We start from the raw sequence: 17,807 nt of genomic DNA on the forward strand, positions 1-17,807 counted from the left end.
GTTTCCTGATTGCATCAAGATGCGCTAGCCAGAGGCTTAGGCCGACAATTCCAGCATCAGCTTGTTGATGCGCTTGACGAAGGAAGCCGGATCTTCCAGCTTGCCGCCTTCCGCCAGCAGTGCCTGATCGTACAACACGGCGGCCAGATCGCCGGCGCGGGCTTCATCGGACTCCTCGGCCAGCTTTTTCACCAACACGTGTTCCGGGTTGATTTCCAGCGTCGGCTTGCTGCCTTCCACCTTCTGGCCGGCAGCCTTCAACATCCGCTCCAGGTGGGCGCTCATGTCATGCTCGCCGGCCACCAGGCACGCCGGGCTCTCGGTCAGGCGGGCCGTGGCGCGCACTTCCTTCACCTTGTCGCCCAGCGCCTTCTGCACCTTTTCCACCACAGGCTTGGAGGCTTCCTCAACCTGCTTTTGCGCTTCCTTGTCGGCCTCGTCCTCCAGCGAGCCCAGATCCAGCGCGCCCTTGGCCACGGACTGCAGCGACTTGCCTTCGAACTCGAACAGCGACCCCACCACCCATTCGTCGACGCGATCGATCAGCAGCAGCACCTCCACGCCCTTCTTCTTGAACACTTCCAGGTGCGGACTGTTCTTGGCGGCGGCCAGCGTGTCGGCGGTGATGTAGTAGATCTTGTCCTGGCCTTCCTTCATGCGGCCGATGTAGTCGGCCAGCGAAACGGACGGCTCCGCGCCTTCTTCCGACGCGGTAGTGGTGAAGCGCAGCAGTTTGGCGATGCGCTCCTTGTTGGCATGGTCTTCGCCCACGCCTTCCTTCAGCACTTGGCCGAATTCCTTCCAGAACGCCGCGTATTTCTCAGCCTGGTTGGCGGACAGGTCTTCCAACAGGCCCAGCACCTTCTTGACGCAGCCGGCGCGGATGGCGTCGATATCCTTGCTTTCCTGCAGGATTTCGCGCGACACGTTCAGCGGCAGGTCATTGCTGTCGATCACACCGCGCACGAAGCGCAGGTAGTGCGGCATCAGCTTTTCGGTGTCTTCCATGATGAAGACGCGGCGCACGTACAGCTTCACGCCTTGCTTGCGTTCGCGGTCGTACATGTCGAACGGCGCGCGCGACGGGATGTACAACAGCTCGGTGTATTCTTGGCGGCCTTCAACGCGGGCGTGGCTCCAGGCCAGCGGATCGGTGAAGTCGTGGGCGACGTGCTTGTAGAATTCCTGATACTGCTCTTCGGTGATGTCGCTCTTGGAGCGGGTCCACAGCGCGGAGGCGGAATTGACCACTTCCAGCTCGTCGCTATTGCTTACTTCGCCGTCTTCGCCGTAACCGGCGCCCTTCTTCATCTCGATAGGGATGGAGATGTGGTCGGAGTACTTGCGGACGATGCCTTTCAGGCGCCAGTCGTTCAGCAGCTCGTCCTCGCCCTCTTTCAGATGCAGCACGATCTCGGTGCCGCGGCCGGCTTTCTCCACCTGTTCCAGCGTGTACTCGCCCTCGCCTAGCGACTCCCAGCGGGTGGCGGCGACTTCGCCGGCGCGGCGGCTGGTCAGCGTGACCTTGTCGGCCACGATGAAGGCGGAGTAAAAGCCCACTCCGAACTGGCCGATCAGGTTGGCGTCCTTCTTGGCGTCGCCGGACAGCTGGTCGAAGAAAGCCTTGGTGCCGGACTTGGCGATGGTGCCGATATTGGCCACCACTTCATCGCGGCTCATGCCGATGCCGTTGTCGGCGATGGTGAGGGTGCGGGCGTCTTTGTCGAAGAAGATGCCGATCTTCAGTTCCGGATCGTTTTCAAACAGTTCCGGCTTGGCCATGCCCTCGAAGCGCAGCTTGTCGGCGGCGTCGGAGGCATTGGAGATCAATTCACGCAGGAAGATTTCCTTGTTGGAATACAAGGAGTGGATCATCAGCTTCAGCAGCTGTTTCACTTCGGTCTGAAAACCCAGGGTTTCTTTCTGTGCAGTCATGGTCATCAAGATGATTGAAGTTGCCGATAGCGCCAAGATGGAGGGCATTCGGCGCTTTTCAAGCCCCTAAATGCAAAAAGCCCTGTCGATGGACAGGGCTTTTAGACGCACAGCCGGGGATCAAGCCTCGGCGTTGCCTTCCGCTTGCGGAGCCGCGCTCGGCTGCTCAGCTGCGGGAGCCGCCGCCTGCTCGGCCTCGGCCGCAGCCTTAGGCTGGATCTGCAACTCGGCCGCGCGCTTTTCCTCCACGCTCACCTCGCCTTGCGGCTTGCCGTTCAGATCGAAGCGCTTGCCGCCGCGCGACAGCGATTTCAAGTAGCGCGGCTTGCGGCAGTGGTTCGCCACCACGCGGGAAATCAGAGCGGAATCAAACTGGGGAAGCGCGGCGATCAGGCTTTCGTGAATGCCGAGCGCCAACGGGCGGAACTGACGAAACACGTCGAACTTGCCGTAAATATGATCCGCGATCATCTCGGTCTGCTTTTTCTTGGACAGGCTTTGAACAGCAGACTTGAGAGCAGCACCGAGTGCCGTTTCAGTATTTGGCTTCATGAACTTCTATCTAGATCCGTTAATGCTAAAAGACAGCGAATGCTGCCCACTCAAGAGGCTTGATGCAACCGGCCACTTGTCCAGTGTAGACGATGCGCGCCGAATCATGCCATTTTAATATGCCGGTATCGGGACTGCCCCGTCAAAAATGACCAACGATAGGACATTTGCTCTAAATCGTCGTGGTGCCCCGGGCCGGAATCGAACCGGCACAGCCGAAGCCGAGGGATTTTAAGTCCCTTGTGTCTACCAATTTCACCACCGGGGCGACAACAGAGCTGGCGATTGTAGCCCAGACCCGCCGGACTGACAATGCATTTTAAATAAGAAGAATCCCTAGTTGAAGCAGGCCGGCGATTTGCATTTCTACAGACAAACTGCCACGCATTGATAGATGCGCTTACAAGCCGCCTCGCAACGGCAACAGCTTGATTCCAAACAAGCCCCCGCTCAGGAGCGCTGCACTTTAACGATAAAGCGCCAAACTGTCAATGCCGCCTCAGCAAAACACCTGTCAATTCAGCCAACATTTTAAACCCATCAACATATTGCAAATAAATTATTATCAAATATTAGCCGGGTTACACACTGCCCATCCGTCAGCGAAATATGTTCACCATACACATTGCGGCATTATTACATTAGCGCCAGATCCCATCCCAATGAACACATCCTGCTAAAACCTATCCTTTGAAAACATCTCGCCAAACATTCTTTCACAAGCAAGCCATTAAGCAATCCCGTAGCCAGTTTAAATTGAACAGCCATTCCATGCGCCCATTAGCCCACCTGGGCAAATAGCTATACAAAAAGAGAGAATGCTCAATAACCACCACTTATGTCAAACATCCCACTCGCGGAATATTTAATAATGCCCGCCACCCAACTTTTCAATGCGCAGCATGCCCAGGCCATAGCCGGATAGTGGGAGTGAATGATGCAAGTCGGCGGGCAATGCATGCAGGCGATAATTCAAAACAAACAAGCCAGTAAACTCTTGAGTTTACTGGCTTAATTCCGGAGGCGGGGGTCGGAATCGAACTGGCGCAAACGGATTTGCAATCCGTTTATTCTATATATTTTTCAATTACTTAAAAATAAATCCACTCCACCAAACATACTTTCCTGAGTTATCCATATATAAGGAATCGCTGTGTTGCACTTTCGCCCCTCCTCTACGCGCATGAAAGCGCATGAGTGCTGCCACCCCGCCAGCCGCTACGAGCGCCGCGCCTGGGGCGTTTGAGGGGCATTCCTGCAGGTGCATGATTTCCCGCACATGAAGCACGGGGGCGAGGCGGGGCTTCGATGGCGCGCGCTGGGGGCTAGTAGACTGCTGCACTGTCGGACAGCTACCAAAATTAGACTTTGTTCATATAATTTGAGTTTTGCCTTGTCATCAATATGAAGCGAGTCATTCGGATCGGCGACCCCACTGACCATGGTGGGAGTGTGACCAGCGCGAGCAGCACAACAAGCATGTTCGGTAAGGCCGTGGCATTGGTAGGCGACAGCGTCAGCTGCCCAAAACAAGGTCACGTGAACTGCGTAATTGTGGAGGGCGACCCATCATGGACTATCGGGGGAAAAGGTGTAGCCCTTGAGGGTCACACGGTCAGTTGCGGCGCAAAGTTGATTTCGACCATGGGCGAAGTCGGTCGGGATTACAAGAGCAGCAAGGCTGCCATCACACTGCCACCCATGCCATTGTTCCCGGTTCCTGGTGACACTACAGCCAAATACGGCCGCCGGTTTGTACTGGCTGACTCTGAAACAGGCCAACCTCTTGCCAACCGTGCATACACGGTTACGCACGCGGACGGCAGGGTCGAAAATGGGACAACCGATGGCGACGGCTACACTCAGCCCATCGAAGCGGAAGAGGTTGGCACAGTCTCAATTCATGCGGGTTTCATGGCCCCTGCGACCGACTTTGACAAGGAACATCTCGCATGACTAAAACCTACGAAACAAAAGCCCAATTGGTCCAAGCGGTCAACGGCACCATTCCAACCACGGTTATCACCATCAACGACCGAGCCGCCACGCGCGAAGCAATCATCACCGCCACCCGTCGCAAAGGTATGGACTTCGTGCCTCGGTCAGACTGGGCCGCTCACAAGAACCGCTCCGACAAAATGGTAGATGACTGGAACTACACACAGATCGCCATCCACCACGCCGGGCGAAGCTTTTCATGTGGTCCAGCAGCATTACAGCTGCAGCAAATCCAAGAGATGCAGATGGACAAGCCCAAGGCTGCGGCTGACGACATTGGATATCATTACGCAATCGATTGCTTTGGCACCGTGTACGAAGGCCGCGACATCCGCTTCAAGGGAGAGCACGTCCACAAGTACAACACCGGAGTCATCGGTATTGTGCTGCTGGAAAATCTCACCGCGCCTGAAGAGGGCGGCGATATGGTAGCCAAAGTGCGAACAGCTCTTGATACTATCGGGATAAATCAGACACCAACAGTTCCGGCGGCCCAAGGCGAGACATTGGAAAAATTTGTTTCTATCCTCAAGCAATACTTCAACATCGCCAAGCTAGGCGGCCATCGTGAGTTCCCCGGCCAGTTGGGAGAAGGCAAAATCTGTCCCGGAAACATCGGTCTGGCATTCGTCCATACGTTACGTGCCAAGACTGGTCTTGCGGCCCCCGGTTAACGCAGGAATTAGACCAGTATGAAATTTACAGTAAACAAGCAAATGCCTGTGGCCATCAGCCTCGGGGTGATGCTATTGGCTTGGCTTTACGTCGGGTATTTCAATTCCTACTTGGATGAAGAAGTACAGACACACGTCTTTCTTAAAAAACACCCGACGTTTCAGGTAAAGTTCTACGACATGTACGCAACCGAGGCTGACGACAAACCGTTCGAACTGCTAGCGCCAGATGAGCGAAAAGAATACTTCGAATATTGCCACTCTCGGTTTGGGATAGAATCAGATGGAAACGCAGACCTGTCTAGATGCAAGAAAATCACGCCCCCCTATTTGAAATAGAGTCCAGCACAGGCTCAGTTACTGGCCATGCGCAACAAGGAAAAGAGCCATCCGAAGATAGCTCTTTTTAAAAGCGAAAACTAAGCCCCTGTCATCGCCAATTGGTAGGTATCAAAGCTAATCACCTCCTCGCCCAGCCAGTCGTTGACCTCCTGCAAGCGCAGCTGTAGCGGCCGGATCTCGTTTTCGTAGAACACCCCCGCCGCCTTGGGCGCATCGCCGAAGCCGCCGACATTGCCGGGAATCACGCCCAGCAGCTGCGGCGGCACCCGATGCGCGGCCAATACATCGTCGCGCGTCACGTTCGGGCGTGTCCGAATTTTTGTGTAAACGGGGTTTGGGTTACGCCTGTGGAATGCGTTCCTCGAACTGAATGGTAAAGCGAGTCAGCGCTGCCTTCCAATCCCGAATCGGCATGGTCCACTTCTGACTGATGTTCCTTAGCGCCAGATAGAACAGTTTCAGCAATGCCTCATCACTCGGGAACGAGCCCCGATTCTTGGTCAGCTTTCGCAGACTCATATTCACCGACTCGATGGCATTAGTGGTGTAGATCACTTTCCTGATCTCCGGCGGGTAGTCGAAGAATGGCGTCAACCGAGCCCAGTTGCGCCGCCAGGACTGACCAATTGGCAAATACTCGTCATCCCACTTGGCCTCAAACTCACCTAGCCGCTGCTCAGCTTCGTCGAGGGTGGCCGATTGGTAGATTCGCTTCAGGTCGGCGGCTACTTCAGCACGCCGCTTCCACGACACGTAGTTCAGGCTGTGTCGCACCATGTGCACGATGCACAACTGCACCGCTGCTTTCGGGAAGACCGCCTCGATCGCTTCCGGGAAACCCTTCAGACCATCGACGCAGGCGATAAAGATGTCCTGTACGCCCCGGTTACGCAGCTCGGTCACGACCTGAAGCCAAAACTTGGCTCCTTCCGTCTGAGCCAGCCACATCCCCAGAACCTCCTTCTCTCCAGCCAGGGTAATACCGATGGCGAGATAGACGGCTTTCACACGTACAGCTCCCTCACGTACTTTCACGTGGATGCAGTCGAGGTAGATGATCGGATAGAGCGAGTCCAGGGGGCGAGCCTGCCACGCCTTGACCTCTTCTGTGACGGAATCGGTGATGGAGGAGATCAGGCTGGGCGAGACCTCGGTGCCGTACATCTCTTCCAGATGGGCCTGGATTTCCCGAACAGTCATACCACGGGCGTAAAGCGAGATGACTTTGTCGTCGAAGCCGGTCCAGCGGGTCTGGTGCTTGGGAATGAGTTGCGGCTCGAAGGTACCCTGGCGGTCTCGTGGCACTTCGATAGGCAATTCGCCGAACTCGCCCTTGAGGGTCTTGCGGCTCTTGCCGTTCCGGGTGTTGCCGGCTGGATTGAGCACCGGCTCGTGTTTGCTATGGCCGAGGTGTGCGGCCATCTCAGCATCCAGTGCTTTCTCGACCAGCAGCTTGGTCAGTTGCTTGAGTAGGCCGTTCTCACCGATGAGGTCTTCGGGCTTCTGATAGTCGGCCAGCAAGCTGTCCAGTAGTGTGTCAGGTACGTCGTGTTTCTTTGAGCTCATTGTGTCTCCAGACTAGGTGGCAGTTTCCTGCCAAATGTCCGTTTACACAAAATTCAGTACACGCCCACAACATTCCCATCCTCTCTGCTAGACCGTATATCAATAGAGGACTTATCAGCAGAAATCTCCAATGTACCATTTAATGACTTATACTTAGGTATCTTATTTCTGCCTCGAATTCGCTTCAAAGTTCTCTCTACGCCTATATAGTTAGCCAAGTCATCTTCAATTACTCTGCTGAATAATTCATTGCAAGAATCACATTCATCGCTAGAAAATAACGAATTATTACCAATAAATCCAGGAAATGCATGCGCCTCAGTTTTGAAACTAACTTCAGGGCTCTTTTTACCGCAATAACGACACAACCCACTTTCAGCTGAAGGAATAACGACCTTCTTTCCTTTCACAAGAGAGCCATATTCGATAGTTAAATATGAACTATCTATCTTTTCCTTTCTCTTCCAGCCTATTTGATCCATTTTTTCACCATAGCAATTGAGCAAGATCTGACCCACGTAAATTTGCATATCTTGAAAGCATGCGCGGGTCTTTATGACCAGTGATCTTTGCAATTTGCAAATCTGAAAGTTGAGTCCGTTCAAAAATACGGCTGGTAGCTTCATGCCGTAGATCATGAAAACCAAAGTCCTCGCAGCCGGCCGCATCGAATATTCGCGCGTACTGACGTGAAAGTAGCGCCGTGATCTTCTTCAGCATAATCGGGCTGTCATCGCCATTCCACCACGGCAGCAGCCTGCCACCGTCAAATTGCCAGCCTTCCATGCCGCGCTCGCCGGCTTCCACCTGCCGGCGATAGCGCTCTAGGGCGGCCAGCGCCACAGACGTAAGCGGCACCTGACGCTTGTCGCCGTTCTTGGTCTTGTCCAAGAAAATGGTGCGCCTCTCGATGTCGATCTGCTCCAGCCCCAGCGTGTACATCTCGCGCATGCGCATGCCGGTTTCTATGGCCAGATCGAACAGCAGCTCAAGCGCGCCTTGCCAGCGCAGTTCCAACGCGCGCTGGCGGCCTACTGGCTTGTGGCCATCCAGAATCAGGCGAATCGCCTTTTCTTCATCCGGCGCCAACCGGCGGTCGCGCCATTCGTCTACCGGCACTTGAACCAACGCGCCATCTGGCGCAGTAGCACGCAACACCGCGGCGTCGGCATCGTTATAGGTGGCGTAACGCTTAGGCAGCAGGCGCAAGGGGTTGGTGACAAAGGTGGAGTTAGGCAGGCGCGTGAGGTGGTCAAAACAGCGAGCCAGCGAGCCCACGTAATGGCGAATGGTGGACGGAGCCAGCTGTTCCTCATGCTTCATGGAGCGCACCCAACTTTCGGCCCAGGAATAGTTGATAGTGCGCAGCTCGATACTGCCCAGCTTACCGGCCAGGGCGGATAAAACCGGCTTGTCGGATTCAGCCACCGCCACATTGACCAGATATTCCCGCAGCGCATCGCGGATGGTGGCAATGTCCGGTTTTTGATTGAGCAATTCCGGCGGGACGATGCCGCGATCCAGTAAGGCTTCCAGCCTGGCGCAGTAATTGTCGCCCTCCTCCTCGCGTTCAAAGGTCATGGAAACCGGGCGCGGCAATACGCCTTTGCGGCGGACGATAAATTCCCAGGAGCCGCTGGGCCTTTGGCGTTTGGTGGGCATGCAATACTCGCGTAGTCGGCAAAAACTATAGTCTACGCGTGGTTCACCTATTTTTCCGCGTGGCTGGAGGCAGAAAATGCCGGTAAAAGTGGCAGTTTTGAGGAAATCAAACCTAAGAATTAAGACGCGAAAAAGCCCGTAAACTCTTAAGTTTACGGGCTTTATTCTGGAGGCGGGGGTCGGAATCGAACCGGCGTAGACGGATTTGCAATCCGCTGCATAACCACTTTGCTACCCCGCCGTAATCGGCGTTCAACCAGATGAAATCTGATCGATTATGTTTGGAGCGGGAAACGAGGCTCGAACTCGCGACCTCAACCTTGGCAAGGTTGCGCTCTACCAACTGAGCTATTCCCGCGTAAATACTGCTGTGAAACTTTATGCTGGAGCGGGAAACGAGGCTCGAACTCGCGACCTCAACCTTGGCAAGGTTGCGCTCTACCAACTGAGCTATTCCCGCATTCATATTGTTTCTGGCTTGATGCTGGAGCGGGAAACGAGGCTCGAACTCGCGACCTCAACCTTGGCAAGGTTGCGCTCTACCAACTGAGCTATTCCCGCATCTAAACTGCTTCAAGCTTGTGTGGAGCGGGAAACGAGGCTCGAACTCGCGACCTCAACCTTGGCAAGGTTGCGCTCTACCAACTGAGCTATTCCCGCATCACAAATTGTTCTGGTCTTGCTGGAGCGGGAAACGAGGCTCGAACTCGCGACCTCAACCTTGGCAAGGTTGCGCTCTACCAACTGAGCTATTCCCGCAGTGCTTAACTTTCACAACTCTCTTCAACTTCGCTGCCGGTTTCGGCTGCGTCGTTAAGAGACTGCGAATTATAGAGATTTGATCGACGCTGTCAACACCTCAAACATCAATTTTTTTACCCGCAAACTCCTTGGCGGCCATTTGCAGATAGTAAACCATTGACCATAAAGTCAATATCACAGCAACATACATCGAAAAATTTCCTACAAATCTCGCATCAAATGCCCTAAGCAGCGGGCCATCGTACAAAAGCAGGGTGATGGCCAGCATTTGCGCCGCGGTTTTGAGCTTGCCGATATAGGCCACCGCCACGCTGCTGCGGCTGCCCATGCCCGCCATCCACTCGCGCAGGGCCGAGATGGTGATCTCGCGGCCGATGATGATCATCGCCATCCAGCCTTCGGTTCTGCCCAGCTGCACCAACAGGATCAAGGCCGCGGCGACGATCAGCTTGTCCGCCACCGGATCGAGAAAGGCGCCGAATGCCGAGGTTTGGCCCAGTTTGCGCGCCAGATAGCCATCCAGCCAGTCGGTGAAAGCCGCCAATGCGAAAATGCCGGCGCCCACCGCGTTGCGGCTATGCAGCAGCAAGATGGAATCCGGCAGGAAAAACACCGCCACGCAGATCGGGATCAGGGCAACCCTGAGCCAGGTCAGGAAAATCGGCAAATTGAAGGGCATCGGTTTTGGTCTTATCGCTACAGGCTCGTCTAAACAGCCAGCCGCCGCCCCGAGCCTGAATCAGGGACGACAACCGCGTGGATGCGTCAACACGGCATTGTACAGCTTGATGGCTGATCGCGGACTTGCCGCTTGCCCGCGGCGGCATCCATCACGCCATCAATGCAGGGCATTGTAAATCTTTTCCGCCAGCGTGCGGCTGATCCCTTCAACTTGAGCGAGATCGTCCAGGCTGGCGGCCACCACGCCGCGCAAGCCGCCGAAGCGGGTCAGCAATTGCTGGCGGCGCTTGGCGCCGATGCCGGGTATTTCCTCCAGCGTGGACGCGGTGCGCGCCTTGGCGCGCTTGGCCCGGTGCCCGGTGATGGCGAAACGGTGCGATTCGTCGCGCACGGTCTGGATCAGATGCAGGGCCGGGTCGTCCTGGCGCAGATTCAGCGTTTTCTGCAGATAAGGCAGAATCAGCGTCTCCAGTCCAGGCTTTCGCTCCTCGCCCTTGGCGATGCCGACGATGGGCAGGCTCAGGCCCAGTTCGCCCAGCACCTCCAGCGCCACTCCCACCTGGCCTTTGCCGCCGTCGATGAACACCGCGTCCGGCAGCCTGCCATCGCCCTCCGCCAGCTTGCCGTAACGGCGGGTCAGCACTTCGCGCATCGCGGCGTAATCGTCGCCCGGCGCGGCGGTGGTGATGTTGAAGCGGCGGTATTCGGTGGGCTGCATTCCGCCCTTGTCGTATACCACGCAGGAGGCCACCGTAGCCTCGCCCATGGTATGGCTGATGTCGAAGCATTCGAAACGGGCGGCGTCCTCCAGCTCCAGCACCTCACTGAGCCGCGCCAGCCGCTGGTTTTGCGTCGCCTTGCTGCCCAAACGCTGCATGATGGCCAGATCGGCGTTTTTTTCGGCCATTTCCAGCCAGACGCGGCGTTCGCCTATCGGATTGCTGACCACTTGCACCCGCCGTCCGGCGCGCGCCAATAGAAACTCCAGGATCGCTTCATCCAGCACGCCATTGACGATCAACACCGCCGGCACACCGGCATGCTGATAATGCTGCGCCAGGAAGGCCTCCAGAATCTCTTGCGCGCTGTCGGCCTCGCCGCCCACCGGGAAATGGCTCTTGTCGCCCAGATGGCGGCCGCCGCGTATCATCACCAGATTGACGCAGGGCACGCCGTCTCGCAATACGGCCGCCACCACGTCGCAATCCTGCTGGCTTTGATTGCTGGCGACGAACTGCTTCTCCTGCACCCGCGCCAGCGCCTGGATCTGGTCGCGCAGCTCGGCGGCCTGCTCGAAAGCCATCTCCTCGGCCGCCGCCATCATGCGCCGGGTCAGTTCGTCTATCAGCTCGCTTTGCCTGCCGTTCAGAAAGGCGACCGCGCTGGCCACATCGGCCGCGTACTCTTGCTTGCTGATATGTTCCACGCACGGCCCGGAGCAACGCTTGATCTGATACAGCAGACAGGGGCGGGAACGGTTGGCGAACACCGCGTCCTCGCAGGTGCGCAGCCGGAACACCTTTTGCAGGATCTGTATGCTCTCGCGCACCGCGTAGCTATTGGGATAGGGGCCGAAATACTGGTTGGGCTTCTTAGGCTCGCCGCGGTAATAGGCCATCTGCGGAAAATCATGGCCGCTGAACATTAAATAAGGATAGGACTTGTCGTCGCGGAACAGGATGTTGTAGCGCGGCGCAAGCGCCTTGATCAGATTGTTTTCCAGGATCAGCGCCTCGGCCTCGGAACGGGTGACCGTGGTTTCGATGCTATTGATCTGCCGCACCATCAGGCGGATGCGCGGGCTGAGATCGTTTTTCTGGAAATAGGAGCTGACTCGGCGCTTCAGGTCTATCGCCTTGCCCACATACAGCACCTTGCCGTCCTCCCCCAGCATCCGATAGACGCCCGGCAAGGAAGGCAGGTTCTGCAGCACATTTTGGTAATCGAAAACTGGTTTAGCCACTATTTTCCGCACCATGTCTGCATGTCTTTTTCAGCCTGGCGGATCAGCTCCTGCTTTTGCGCGTCATTGGCGATGGCGGTGGAGCCCGGCATGCGGATGCGCCCGTTCTGCTGCAAGGTGGCCAGATTGGCCTTGGCGGAAGCGCAGTTCTGCGCCTTGACCTTGGCGTTATTGGCGGCGATGGCCGCGTTATCGGAGGCGACCTGCTTGTTGTCCGGCTGCTTGGCGGCTTTCTTTTCCGCCATCGGCGCGGAAGACGCCGCCGCGGCAGGCGCGCGCACGTTCAGCTTGCGCGCGGCCACATTGGGCGGCGGCTGGTCGGAGTAGACGGTCTGGCCGTTGGCGTCCTTCCAGCTGTATACATCGGCCATGGCTGCCGCGGCGGGCAGCAAAGCCAGCAAAAACGTCCATACTATATAAGACTTCATTATCCGCACCCGACCCCAAAAGCTGTACTCCCGATTGTAAAGCCTGCCCCCGCGCCACGCAAAAAACGCGGCCCTTCCGATACTTTTGCAGAGGAGTACGTGAACCGGTATAATGCGGCTTTGCCGCCTAAGGAAATGCGATGCGCATCATCGAGAAAGCCTACACCTTCGACGACGTCCTCCTCGTCCCGGCCCATTCTGAAGTTCTGCCGCGCGATGTAGCGCTCAGCACCAAACTCACCCGCAACATCACCCTGAACCTGCCGCTGGTTTCCGCCGCCATGGATACGGTGACCGAAGCCCGCCTCGCCATCGCCATGGCTCAGGAAGGCGGCATCGGCATCGTCCATAAAAACATGGGCGTGGAAAAGCAGGCCGCCGAGGTTTCCAAGGTCAAGCGCCATGAAAGCGGCGTGGTGAAAGATCCCATCACCATCGCCCCTGACATGCTGGTGCGCGATCTGGTGCTGCTGACTCGCCAATACAAGATTTCCGGCCTGCCGGTGATCGAAGACGGCAAGGTGGTGGGCATCGTCACCAACCGCGACCTGCGCTTCGAAACCCGTCTGGACCAGACCGTCGGCTCCATCATGACCCCGCGCGAGCGCCTGATCACCGTCAAGGAAGGCGCCAGCATCGATGAAGCCCGCGAGTTGATGCACACCCACCGCCTGGAGCGCGTGCTGGTGATCAACGACGCCTGGGAGCTGAAGGGCCTGATCACGGTCAAGGACATCATCAAGACCAGCGAACACCCGAACGCCAACAAGGACAGCCAGGGCCGTCTGCGCGTAGGCGCGGCTGTAGGCACCGGCGCAGACACCGAAGCGCGCGTGGCCGCGCTGGTGGCAGCCGGCGTGGACGTGATCATCGTCGACACCGCCCACGGCCACAGCCAAGGCGTGATCGACCGCGTGCGCTGGGTCAAGCAGACCTACCCGCAAGTCGACGTGATCGGCGGCAATATCGCCACCGGCCAAGCCGCGCTGGACCTGGTCAAGGCCGGCGCCGACGGCGTCAAGGTCGGCATCGGCCCCGGCTCGATCTGCACCACCCGCATCGTGGCCGGCGTGGGCGTGCCCCAGCTGACCGCCATCCATAATGTGTCCGAAGCGCTGAAGGGCACCGGCGTGCCGATGATCGCCGACGGCGGCATCCGCTTCTCCGGCGACATCGCCAAGGCGCTGGCCGCAGGCGGCAACGCGGTGATGCTGGGCGGCATGTTCGCCGGCACCGAGGAAGCCCCGGGCGAAGTGGAACTGTACCAGGGCCGCTCCTACAAATCGTACCGCGGCATGGGTTCGCTGGGCGCGATGAGCCAGGGCTCGGCCGACCGTTACTTCCAGGACAGCTCCAACGCCGCCGACAAGTTCGTGCCGGAAGGCATCGAAGGCCGCGTGCCGTACAAGGGCCCGATCTCCCAGGTGATCCACCAGCTGGTGGGCGGCCTGCGTTCGTCCATGGGTTATCTCGGCTGCCCGAGCATCGCCGAACTGCATGAAAAAGCGCAGTTCGTCGAAATCACCTCGGCCGGCATCCGCGAATCCCACGTCCACGACGTGCAGATCACCAAGGAAGCCCCGAACTACCACGTGGACCGCTAAACCGGTTTCGCCTGGCCAGACAAAAGCCCGCGTCAAACGACGCGGGCTTTTTCACGCCGTCAAACCACGCCGCCTTGCAGCAGCGCCAACAACCGTCCATGCAAAGCCGGGCAGGCCGCCAAAATGCCATTCGCGCCATGCGCCAGCGGCTTGCCGTCCAGATCCGTCACCACGCAGCCGCCCTCCTCCGCGAGCAAAGCGCCCGCCAGCCAATCCATGACTTGGCTGCCCACCTCCCAATAGCCATCCAGCACGCCCGCGCCCGCCTGCGACAGAGAGATCGAAGCGGGCCCCATCCAACGCTGAGCCAAGACGTGGGGCATGGCCAGGCCCAAACGCGCCAGATGGCTGGCGATCTCTTCAGCCGGCCGCTGCGGATAATTGGGAAAACTGGCGCCCAGCACCGCGAGGGACAGTTCCGCCCGCTCGCCGCAAAACGCAGGCTCGCCGTTGCGCCACAATCCTTCGCCGCGGCGGGCGCGCCAGACATCGCCGCTGATGGGATCATGCGTCAGCGCGAACTCGGTCCGCCCCTCCGCCACCAGGCACAGCGACAAGCTCCACAAGGTCAGGCCGGACAGATACTGCACCCCGCCATCGATAGGGTCGCACCACCAATAAGCGGCATGCTCGGCCAGACTTTCCTGCGACGGCGCATCAGAGGCGCAGAACACGGCAGTGCCGGGCGAAACCTGGCCCAATAGCTCTCGCAAACCATTCATCGCCAACTGGCTGGCCGCTCCCAGTTCTGCCCCCATGCCGGCCAAGTCCGGCAAAGCTCGTCGCGGCTGGCGCGCGCGCAGCTGACTCCCCAATTCTCGGACAGCCCGCTCTATCCGCTCGCCATCCAACTCTCTTGCTCGTTCCTTCATAGCCATGCTGTTCTCCATGTGATGTGGCGTGAGAACAGCATGGCGAAGATTTGAATGGCCTGCTAACGTAAGCAGGCCAATCTTTTATTCAAAAGGGTCAACTTGCAGGATTTATTCGCCATCGCGCCGCTCACCCACGACGCGTCATCTTCACAAGCTCCGCATGCGCACTCTGAAGGCCAATTGTTCTGGATCCAACAAGGCTTGATGAGCGCGCATACCGATGCCGGGCAATGGGCGATGCCCATGGGCTGCCTGGGCTGGGCGCCGCCAGGCCATCGCCACGGCGCGGCCTATCACGGCCCGACGCGAGGCCATAATTTTTACTTTGCAGAGGCCTGGAGCCGGGCGCGCATGCCACCAGACATCCGGGTGGTGCGCGCCACGCCCTTGCTCGCCGCCTTGCTGGAGGCGCTGCGGCGCGACGATCTCGATGCCGAGCGGCGAGCGCCCTATTGCCTGACCTTGGCCGACGCGCTGTCGCGCGAGCCCTGCCATCCGTTCTACTTGCCCATGCCTAGCGATGCGCGCCTGCGGAATCTGGCCGCCAGGCTGATGGCGCAGCCGGCAAGCGCCGATGACCTGGATACCCTGGCGCATAGCGCCGGCATGTCGCGGCGCACGCTGATGCGCCGTTTCCAGAACGAAACCGGCTGGAGCCTGGGGCAATGGCGGCGGCAGATGCGCCTGCGCCATGCGCTGCAAGCCCTGGCCGAAGGCGCATCGATCACGGCTGCGGGAATGGAGGCCGGCTACGACAGCCTCGGCGCCTTCTCATCCGCGTTCAAACGTTTTTTGGGCAAAACGCCATCGGAATGGCAGGCCAAAGCCATCAAGCCCGGCTTGCCGGATTGAACAATCAGGCCAAAGACAGCAGCAGCAACGTCCGCAACTGCGCCGGCGGCGTGTCGTAAGGCGAGTTCAGATACTCCTCAGCGCAGGGCACCGTGCCGGGCTGCTCGCCGCTGTCCGGCAGCCAATGCCGGTACAGCCAGTCCCAGCGCTCGGACAATTCGGCATACGGCCCGATATGCTCCAGCACCGCATAACGGCCGGCGGGAATCTCGCCGCACTCGAAGCCGTCCATGCGCGGCTCCGCCAGCCCCTCAGGCAGCGCCGCGCAGGCGATGGAGCGCAGCTCGCTCGGCGCCGTCTGGCCAGGATCGTCCAGATAGAGGCCGAAAGCGCTCGGCGACAAAGCCGACTGCTCCGGCCCCAGCGCGGCGCGCAAGGCGTCGAATGCCTTGCCTATCTCCATATACGGCCCCTGATGATGACGCATCAATACTTTCACCGCCGCGCGCTTCACGATTGCAACTTGGCCCATCGCACTCTCCCGATTGTGATTGAGGAATATGAGACGACGCTGGCGATAGCGGCCCGGCGTTTCGCCGTATTTGGCGGAAAAAGCCCGGATAAAGGCGGCCGTGCTGGAAAACCCCGCCCGCAGCGCCACCCGCGACAAAGGCAGCACATCCTGGCTCAGTTCTCCCGCAGCTCGATGCAACAGCAAACGCTGCCGACTGTCCATCACCGTTTCGCCCATCAGATTGCGATACAGCCGATGGAAGTGAAAGCGCGAAAAACAAGCCTCCTCCGCCAGCCGGTCCAGCAGCAAGGGCTGATCCAGATGGCGCCACAGATAGTCCAGGGCGCGCAGCAGGCGGATGGTGTACAAGGCGCCGGGGCCGAATTGCCGATAAGCGTGTCTCATGGGCACAGCCTAGGCGGTTTCGATTGATCGATTTTGCTCTTCATGCAGCAACAGCCACTGCATGTCCTGGCACAGCTCCACCACGTAGTCCCACACCACCCGATAACGCAAGGTGCGGCGGATATTGCTGCGGGCGCTGATCCAGTAGGAACGGACGATGCGCACCTCCGGCAGGATCTGCGCCAGCCGCGGATCGTCGTAAGTCATGTAATAAGGCAGCACCGCGATGCCGCCGTCGGCCAGCGCCGCCTCCTTCTGCGCCACCACGCTGGTGCTGCGCAAGGGCATGCTGGGATGGCGGCACAGGCCATGGTGGAACATCAGCTCGCGCGAGAACAGCAGGTCGTCGACATAAGCCAGAATGGCGTGGCCGTTCAGGTCTTCGCGCTCGCGTATCGGCGGCTGCGCCGCCAGATAGGCCGGCGTGGCGTACAAGCCCAGGCAGTAGTCGGTGAGCTTGCGGGTGATCACCAGATTGGCCTGCGGCCGCTCCAGCGACACGGCGATGTCCACTTCGCGGCTGGTCAGGCTGACAAAGCGCGGCACCGCCACCAGGTCGATCTCCAGCCCCGGATAGCGCGCCATCAAGGCCGGCATGTGGCGCGCCAGAAACAGCGCGCCCAGCCCCTCGGGCGCGCCCAGCCGCACCACGCCGCTGACCTCGGCCGTGCCCTTCTTGGCGCCGTCCAGCATCTGTGACGCGGTGTTCTCCAAAGACTCGGCCAAGGGCAGCAATTGCCGCCCGGCGGCGGTCAGGGTATAGCCATCGGCCTGCTGCACGAACAGCGGCTGGCCCAGCACCCGCTCCAGCGCGGCGATATGGCGCGCCACCGTGGCATGGGTAGTGCCCAGCTGCCGCGCGGCGCTAAGCAGTTTGCCGCTGCGCTGCAAGGCCAGGAAAAAGCGGACATCGTTCCAATCGAACATGGATATTCCCGCAACAAGATTGTGCGCCCGCACACGCAAAGGCGCCGGAATGGGCATTATGCTGTTTAAAAATTAACATACGTTGTTTCCCGCTGGCTATTTCCACCCGGCGGCGCTTGAGATTAGA

Annotated in this window: 16 protein-coding genes and 7 tRNA genes; 4 read left to right on the forward strand and 19 right to left on the reverse strand. The window is 58.7% G+C overall.

Annotation, left to right across the window (positions count from 1 at the left end):
- Positions 1–36 precede the first annotated feature (36 nt).
- The 3 genes from htpG to NKT35_RS01250 all read right to left on the reverse strand — a co-directional run bounded on the left by htpG (position 37) and on the right by NKT35_RS01250 (position 2,755).
- The gene (gene htpG, locus NKT35_RS01240; protein WP_254298010.1) at positions 37–1,935 is read right to left on the reverse strand and encodes a molecular chaperone HtpG; all 1,899 of its coding nucleotides are present in this window, start codon (positions 1,933–1,935) and stop codon (positions 37–39) included.
- Between the two features lie 120 nt (positions 1,936–2,055).
- Positions 2,056–2,487, reverse strand: a complete 432-nt coding sequence (locus NKT35_RS01245; RefSeq protein ID WP_254298012.1) for a ProQ/FINO family protein — start codon at positions 2,485–2,487, stop codon at positions 2,056–2,058.
- 183 nt (positions 2,488–2,670) lie between these two features.
- Positions 2,671–2,755 (reverse strand) — tRNA-Leu (locus tag NKT35_RS01250).
- A 1,136-nt stretch (positions 2,756–3,891) separates the two neighbouring features.
- On the opposite strand from NKT35_RS01250, the gene NKT35_RS01255 reads away from it, so the two are divergent.
- Both NKT35_RS01255 and NKT35_RS01260 read left to right on the forward strand, forming a co-directional pair.
- On the forward strand, positions 3,892–4,443 hold the full coding sequence (locus NKT35_RS01255) for a PAAR domain-containing protein (RefSeq protein WP_371926425.1): 552 nt from the start codon (positions 3,892–3,894) through the stop codon (positions 4,441–4,443).
- Positions 4,440–5,159 (forward strand): peptidoglycan recognition protein family protein, encoded by a 720-nt coding sequence (locus NKT35_RS01260; protein WP_254298016.1) that lies wholly within the window; start codon positions 4,440–4,442, stop codon positions 5,157–5,159. Before NKT35_RS01255 ends, NKT35_RS01260 begins: the two co-directional genes overlap by 4 nt.
- Before the next feature lie 419 nt (positions 5,160–5,578).
- On the opposite strand, the gene NKT35_RS01265 is transcribed toward NKT35_RS01260, so the two are convergent.
- The 13 genes from NKT35_RS01265 to NKT35_RS01325 all read right to left on the reverse strand — a co-directional run bounded on the left by NKT35_RS01265 (position 5,579) and on the right by NKT35_RS01325 (position 12,563).
- Complete coding sequence (locus NKT35_RS01265; protein ID WP_254298018.1) at positions 5,579–5,800, reverse strand: phage portal family protein; 222 nt, start codon at positions 5,798–5,800, stop codon at positions 5,579–5,581.
- A gap of 40 nt (positions 5,801–5,840) precedes the next feature.
- Positions 5,841–7,067 (reverse strand): IS256 family transposase, encoded by a 1,227-nt coding sequence (locus NKT35_RS01270; protein WP_254293804.1) that lies wholly within the window; start codon positions 7,065–7,067, stop codon positions 5,841–5,843.
- A 53-nt stretch (positions 7,068–7,120) separates the two neighbouring features.
- Positions 7,121–7,549 (reverse strand): HNH endonuclease, encoded by a 429-nt coding sequence (locus NKT35_RS01275; protein WP_254298020.1) that lies wholly within the window; start codon positions 7,547–7,549, stop codon positions 7,121–7,123.
- A gap of 4 nt (positions 7,550–7,553) precedes the next feature.
- Positions 7,554–8,729: a site-specific integrase gene (locus NKT35_RS01280; RefSeq protein WP_254298022.1), complete on the reverse strand. Its 1,176-nt coding sequence runs from the start codon at positions 8,727–8,729 to the stop codon at positions 7,554–7,556.
- Positions 8,730–8,896: 167 nt separating this feature from the next.
- Positions 8,897–8,970: transfer RNA gene (locus NKT35_RS01285), tRNA-Cys, on the reverse strand.
- 41 nt (positions 8,971–9,011) lie between these two features.
- Positions 9,012–9,087 (reverse strand) — tRNA-Gly (locus NKT35_RS01290).
- 26 nt (positions 9,088–9,113) lie between these two features.
- A tRNA-Gly gene (locus NKT35_RS01295) sits at positions 9,114–9,189 on the reverse strand.
- 25 nt (positions 9,190–9,214) lie between these two features.
- A tRNA-Gly gene (locus NKT35_RS01300) sits at positions 9,215–9,290 on the reverse strand.
- Between the two features lie 23 nt (positions 9,291–9,313).
- Positions 9,314–9,389: transfer RNA gene (locus NKT35_RS01305), tRNA-Gly, on the reverse strand.
- Between the two features lie 23 nt (positions 9,390–9,412).
- A tRNA-Gly gene (locus NKT35_RS01310) sits at positions 9,413–9,488 on the reverse strand.
- Positions 9,489–9,588: 100 nt separating this feature from the next.
- On the reverse strand, positions 9,589–10,170 hold the full coding sequence (gene pgsA, locus NKT35_RS01315) for a CDP-diacylglycerol--glycerol-3-phosphate 3-phosphatidyltransferase (RefSeq protein ID WP_254298024.1): 582 nt from the start codon (positions 10,168–10,170) through the stop codon (positions 9,589–9,591).
- Positions 10,171–10,329: 159 nt separating this feature from the next.
- Positions 10,330–12,135 (reverse strand): excinuclease ABC subunit UvrC, encoded by a 1,806-nt coding sequence (gene uvrC, locus NKT35_RS01320; protein ID WP_371926426.1) that lies wholly within the window; start codon positions 12,133–12,135, stop codon positions 10,330–10,332.
- Complete coding sequence (locus NKT35_RS01325) at positions 12,135–12,563, reverse strand: DUF4124 domain-containing protein (protein ID WP_254298028.1); 429 nt, start codon at positions 12,561–12,563, stop codon at positions 12,135–12,137. The genes uvrC and NKT35_RS01325 overlap by 1 nt, the downstream gene beginning before the upstream one ends.
- 140 nt (positions 12,564–12,703) lie before the next feature.
- Between NKT35_RS01325 and guaB the strand changes: the two genes are divergently transcribed.
- Positions 12,704–14,167, forward strand: coding sequence for an IMP dehydrogenase (gene guaB, locus NKT35_RS01330; protein ID WP_254298030.1), 1,464 nt, complete (start codon positions 12,704–12,706; stop codon positions 14,165–14,167).
- A gap of 59 nt (positions 14,168–14,226) precedes the next feature.
- Here the strand turns inward: guaB and NKT35_RS01335 are convergent, their stop codons facing one another.
- Complete coding sequence (locus NKT35_RS01335; RefSeq protein ID WP_254298031.1) at positions 14,227–15,045, reverse strand: inositol monophosphatase family protein; 819 nt, start codon at positions 15,043–15,045, stop codon at positions 14,227–14,229.
- A gap of 96 nt (positions 15,046–15,141) precedes the next feature.
- On the opposite strand from NKT35_RS01335, the gene NKT35_RS01340 reads away from it, so the two are divergent.
- Positions 15,142–15,894: an AraC family transcriptional regulator gene (locus NKT35_RS01340; protein WP_371926427.1), complete on the forward strand. Its 753-nt coding sequence runs from the start codon at positions 15,142–15,144 to the stop codon at positions 15,892–15,894.
- Positions 15,895–15,898: 4 nt separating this feature from the next.
- On the opposite strand, the gene NKT35_RS01345 is transcribed toward NKT35_RS01340, so the two are convergent.
- Both NKT35_RS01345 and NKT35_RS01350 read right to left on the reverse strand, forming a co-directional pair.
- Entirely contained in the window at positions 15,899–16,753 is an 855-nt protein-coding gene (locus tag NKT35_RS01345; protein WP_254298035.1) for an AraC family transcriptional regulator, read from the reverse strand.
- A gap of 9 nt (positions 16,754–16,762) precedes the next feature.
- Positions 16,763–17,680 (reverse strand): LysR family transcriptional regulator, encoded by a 918-nt coding sequence (locus NKT35_RS01350; RefSeq protein WP_254298037.1) that lies wholly within the window; start codon positions 17,678–17,680, stop codon positions 16,763–16,765.
- Positions 17,681–17,807 lie beyond the last annotated feature (127 nt).

The organism is Chromobacterium sp. IIBBL 290-4 (genome assembly GCF_024207115.1).
Lineage (GTDB): Bacteria > Pseudomonadota > Gammaproteobacteria > Burkholderiales > Chromobacteriaceae > Chromobacterium.